3 protein-coding genes and 1 pseudogene are annotated in these 3,998 nt (G+C 72.2%); 2 read left to right on the top strand and 2 right to left on the bottom strand.

The window, feature by feature from the left end; all coding sequences use genetic code 11:
* Window positions 1-449 precede the first annotated feature (449 nt).
* The gene (locus tag ABZY57_RS32235) at window positions 450-1,661 is read left to right on the top strand and encodes a pyridoxal phosphate-dependent aminotransferase (RefSeq protein ID WP_356518016.1); all 1,212 of its coding nucleotides are present in this window, start codon (window positions 450-452) and stop codon (window positions 1,659-1,661) included.
* A gap of 73 nt (window positions 1,662-1,734) precedes the next feature.
* Here ABZY57_RS32235 and ABZY57_RS32230 read toward each other — a convergent pair whose 3' ends face one another.
* Both ABZY57_RS32230 and ABZY57_RS32225 read right to left on the bottom strand, forming a co-directional pair.
* Complete coding sequence (locus tag ABZY57_RS32230; RefSeq protein WP_356518014.1) at window positions 1,735-2,376, bottom strand: biliverdin-producing heme oxygenase; 642 nt, start codon at window positions 2,374-2,376, stop codon at window positions 1,735-1,737.
* Window positions 2,373-3,554, bottom strand: coding sequence for a polyprenyl synthetase family protein (locus tag ABZY57_RS32225; RefSeq protein WP_356518012.1), 1,182 nt, complete (start codon window positions 3,552-3,554; stop codon window positions 2,373-2,375). Before ABZY57_RS32225 ends, ABZY57_RS32230 begins: the two co-directional genes overlap by 4 nt.
* A gap of 203 nt (window positions 3,555-3,757) precedes the next feature.
* On the opposite strand from ABZY57_RS32225, the pseudogene ABZY57_RS32220 reads away from it, so the two are divergent.
* Window positions 3,758-3,998: pseudogene (locus tag ABZY57_RS32220) on the top strand (hypothetical protein); the annotation flags it as partial.

Genomic DNA, 3,998 nt, shown 5'->3' with positions numbered 1-3,998 from the left:
GTCTCAATCTGTCCCCCCACCCCCCGTTTTTTCTTCTGTTCTCCCCCCCCCGCCCCGGGGGGGGGGGCCCCCCCCGCCGCCGGGGGCCCCCCCGCCCCTTTTCGCGTTCCGCGCGTACGCCCGCTCTCGCGTCCTCAGGCCCCTGCCGCCGACAGCCCGCGCCGCCGGGCGCACTCCGTGACCAGGCAGGCCCCCGCCAGGGCCGTCACCGCCACCGCCGCGGACACCTCGGGACCCCGGCAGGGTGACGAGCGCAACACCGTTCCGGCCCCCTCCGCCCGGCCCACCCATTCCGCAGGCCGGAGCGGGGGGCCGGCCCCGGTTTCCAAGGGCTCGTGGCGCCCGTACCCAAGCTTTGCGCGAAAGGGGACATATCGGTCCGCCGTCCCTCCCTCCACCCGGGGGTGAATAGCGGAGCGCGGCCGCATCAGGACCCGTAAGCTCCCGTCATGCAGGTGATCCAGTCAACGAAACTCGCCAATGTCTGCTACGAGATCCGCGGCCCCGTGCTCGAAGAGGCGATGCGGCTCGAAGCAGCAGGTCATCGCATCCTCAAGCTCAACACCGGCAACCCCGCGGCCTTCGGCTTCGAGTGTCCGCCGGAGATCCTTGAGGACATGCTCCGCAACCTGGGCACGGCCCACGGCTACGGGGACGCGAAGGGGCTGCTCTCGGCGCGCCGCGCGGTCATGCAGCACTACCAGACCAAGGGCATCGACCTGGACGTCGAGGACATCTACATCGGCAACGGCGTCTCCGAGCTGATCCAGATGTCGATGCAGGCGCTGCTCGACGACGGCGACGAGGTGCTCGTCCCGGCGCCGGACTACCCGCTGTGGACCGCCTCCGTCAGCCTGGCCGGCGGGACCGCCGTGCACTACCGCTGCGACGAGCAGGCCGACTGGATGCCGGACCTCGCCGACATCGAGCGCAAGGTCACCGACCGCACCCGCGCGATCGTGATCATCAACCCGAACAACCCGACCGGCGCCGTCTACGACGACGAGATGCTGCGCGGGCTCACGGACATCGCGCGCCGCCACAACCTGGTCGTCTGCTCGGACGAGATCTACGACCGGATCCTCTACGACGGCGCCACGCACACGAACACCGCCGCCATCGCGCCGGACCTGCTGACGCTCACCTTCAACGGGCTCTCCAAGAACTACCGCGTCGCCGGCTACCGGTCCGGCTGGATGGCGGTGTGCGGGCCCAAGAAGCACGCCTCGTCGTACATCGAGGGCCTGACGATCCTGGCGAACATGCGGCTCTGCGCCAACATGCCCTCGCAGCACGCGATCGCCACCGCGCTCGGCGGCCGGCAGTCGATCGACGAGCTGGTGCTGCCCGGCGGGCGGATCCTGGAGCAGCGCGACACGGCGTACGACCTGCTGACGCAGATCCCCGGCATCACCTGCGTGAAGCCCAAGGGAGCGCTGTACCTGTTCCCGAAGCTGGACCCGTCCGTCTACAAGATCAAGGACGACCGGCAGATGGTCCTCGACCTGCTGCGCGAGGAAAAGATCATGGTCGTGCACGGTACGGGCTTCAACTGGCCCGAGCCCGATCACTTCCGGATCGTGACGCTGCCGGCCGCGAAGGACCTCGCCGACGCGGTCACCCGGATCGGCAACTTCCTCGACGGATACAGCCAGCCGTAGGCCCCCCGGGCACGCGTGGACGGCCCCCGTGAGCGGACCCGTGCGTACGGGCGCCCACGGGGGCCGCGCCGTTCTACGGGGCGGCGGCCAGTCCGGTCGACAGCGCCGCGGTGATCGCGATGATGTGGTGGTAGGCGCGCCCGACGGCGGTGATCACGCCGTCCTGCCCGCCCGGGCCGGGGAGCGCCTCGTTCAGGCGCGCCGTGAAGCGGGCCCAGCGCTCGCGGTCGCCGCTGGCGTAATAGGCCACGCCGTCCGTGTCCCGCAGCCGGTAGGCCTCGGCGACGTACCGGCGCAGGATCATGCCGCCCATCGTGGAGCCCTCCAGTACGTAGAGGAACCCGAGCAGTGCCAGGGGGTCCGAGGCCGCGGCGGCGCGGATCTCCCGCGCGAAGGCCTGCGCCGGGGCGGCCGCGACGGACGCCGGGAACACGCCGTCCTCGGCGAAATACATCAGGTCGCGGTCGATGAGGGGGAGCTTGACCAGGTCCGCCGACCACACCGAGGCGACGCAGGGGCGCGTGGCGCGGGAGAGTTCCTCCTCCAGCGCCTTCAGGACCACGCGGTAGGCGGCGAGCTGGTCGACGTACCGGTCGAGCGGGAGCGTCCCGGCGAGCATCGCGACGGCGAAGGGCGTGCCCTCCAGGTCCTCGTGCCAGGTGCGGGTGCCCGCCCGGATGCGCTCGACCATCGTGTGGCAGGCCCTGGGGCTCATGCGCCCTCCCCCTTCAGGAGCGTCGCGTGCAGCCGGTCGACGAGGTGTCCCTTGCGGTCGATCGTCACGTCGAAGTACCGCGCGCTCCGCTCGCAACGGCACACGCCGCGCACCGCCTCCATCGCCGCGCGCTTGCGCTCCACGGCCTCGGCGGCGAGGAGGAGGAGCGTCTCCCGCAGGTCCGGATGGCCGAGCACGAACTCCTTCAGCCGCGCTCCGACGAGCTCGCCCGAGGCGCGCGCGCCGGCGGGCGCGGAGTCGAGCAGTTCGAGGAAGACCCGGTTGCTCAGCTGACCGAAGTCCTCGTGGGTGGTGCGGCCGCCGAACCCGGGCACGAAGTCGGTCAGGTCGTTGAACAGCTGGCTGGCCAGTCCGAGGTTGCGCATCGCCTCGTCCAGGACCCGCCGCTCGTCCTCCACGACGCCCAGGGCCGCCACCGCCGCGTCCAGGGGCATCCGGAACAGCGTGCCCGTCTTGAGCGCGGCCATCGACTCCCAGAAGGCCACCCGCTCGGCGAGCGGCGCGGCCACGAGTTCGGCGCGCGTGAGCGCGGTGCGCGTGGAGACGTCGACGGCCTGGCCGGTGAGGCCCCGGCCGACGGACCGCAGCAGGCTCCGTACGACGGCCGGCTCGGCCGCGTGCTCCAGGGCCGCGGTGATCAGCAGGGAGCCCGTGTTGAGGGCGAGCGGGATGCCGTGGGTGACGTGGAGGGCGGGCTCGCCGTAGCGGATGCCGCTGCCGTCCTGGATGTCGTCGAGGGCGACGGCGGCCTTCAGCAGCACGCGCACCGCCACCGCCGCGCGGCGGACCGCGGCCAGGTCCGCGGCGGAGGCCTCCTCGCCGGTCCGGCCGGGGAAGCCCCGGTAGTTGCGGTAGGCCCAGAACACCATCGAAGGGCGCAGCGGGGCACGGCCCGCGGGCGCCCCCGCGGCGGGTACCAGGGCCTCCTGGCCCACCTTCGAGCCGACGGCGTCGGCGACCGGCGCGTACAGGGAGCGCCCCAGCGCCGCCCCGTACACCGATTCGGGTGCGGATGCCCCCGGGGGCGCGCTGGTCAGGGAGGCGAGGAAGGCCGCCAGATCGTCCTCCAGGAGCGCCGCATCGCTCCGCACCACTGCCTCGACCGCGGATATGCCCGACGCATCGGTCGCATCCGCCGCCGCACTCGTTCCAGCCACTGCCGCCCACCCCGTAGTTCACGTACGCCGGCCCGCGAGGACTCCCCACCTGCGGGTACCGAAAGAAGAAGAGTGCTGGCCGTCCCGCGGCCGTCACAAGACGCATTCAAGCCGACGGGCACGATCACACGCGACCAGGATTCAACTCAACTTTAGAACGGATCCAATGTAGGATGGTCCCCTGACCACGCAGGAGGCACCCCATGTACGAGCCGATTCGCACCAAGGCGGTCGACCCCCGCATGGGCGCCCACCGCAGCGACTACCCCCGCAGCAGCCGCGCCGAAGCCCTGGACATCCAGCTCGCCGGGCACCTCGCCGCGCTGCTCACCGTGACCGACGAGCTCGGCCTCGACGAGGCCGCCGCCGTCATCGCCGCCCAGGTGACCCGCCTGCGCGGGGCTCAGCCCGCCCGCGCGCCCCAGCGCCCCGGCCGGGAGCCCG

This window comes from Streptomyces sp. NPDC006450 (assembly GCF_040612195.1).
Taxonomy (GTDB): Bacteria; Actinomycetota; Actinomycetes; order Streptomycetales; family Streptomycetaceae; genus Streptomyces.
The sequence above is the reverse complement of the archived record's forward strand: the minus strand, read 5'-3'. Positions and strand labels throughout refer to the sequence as shown.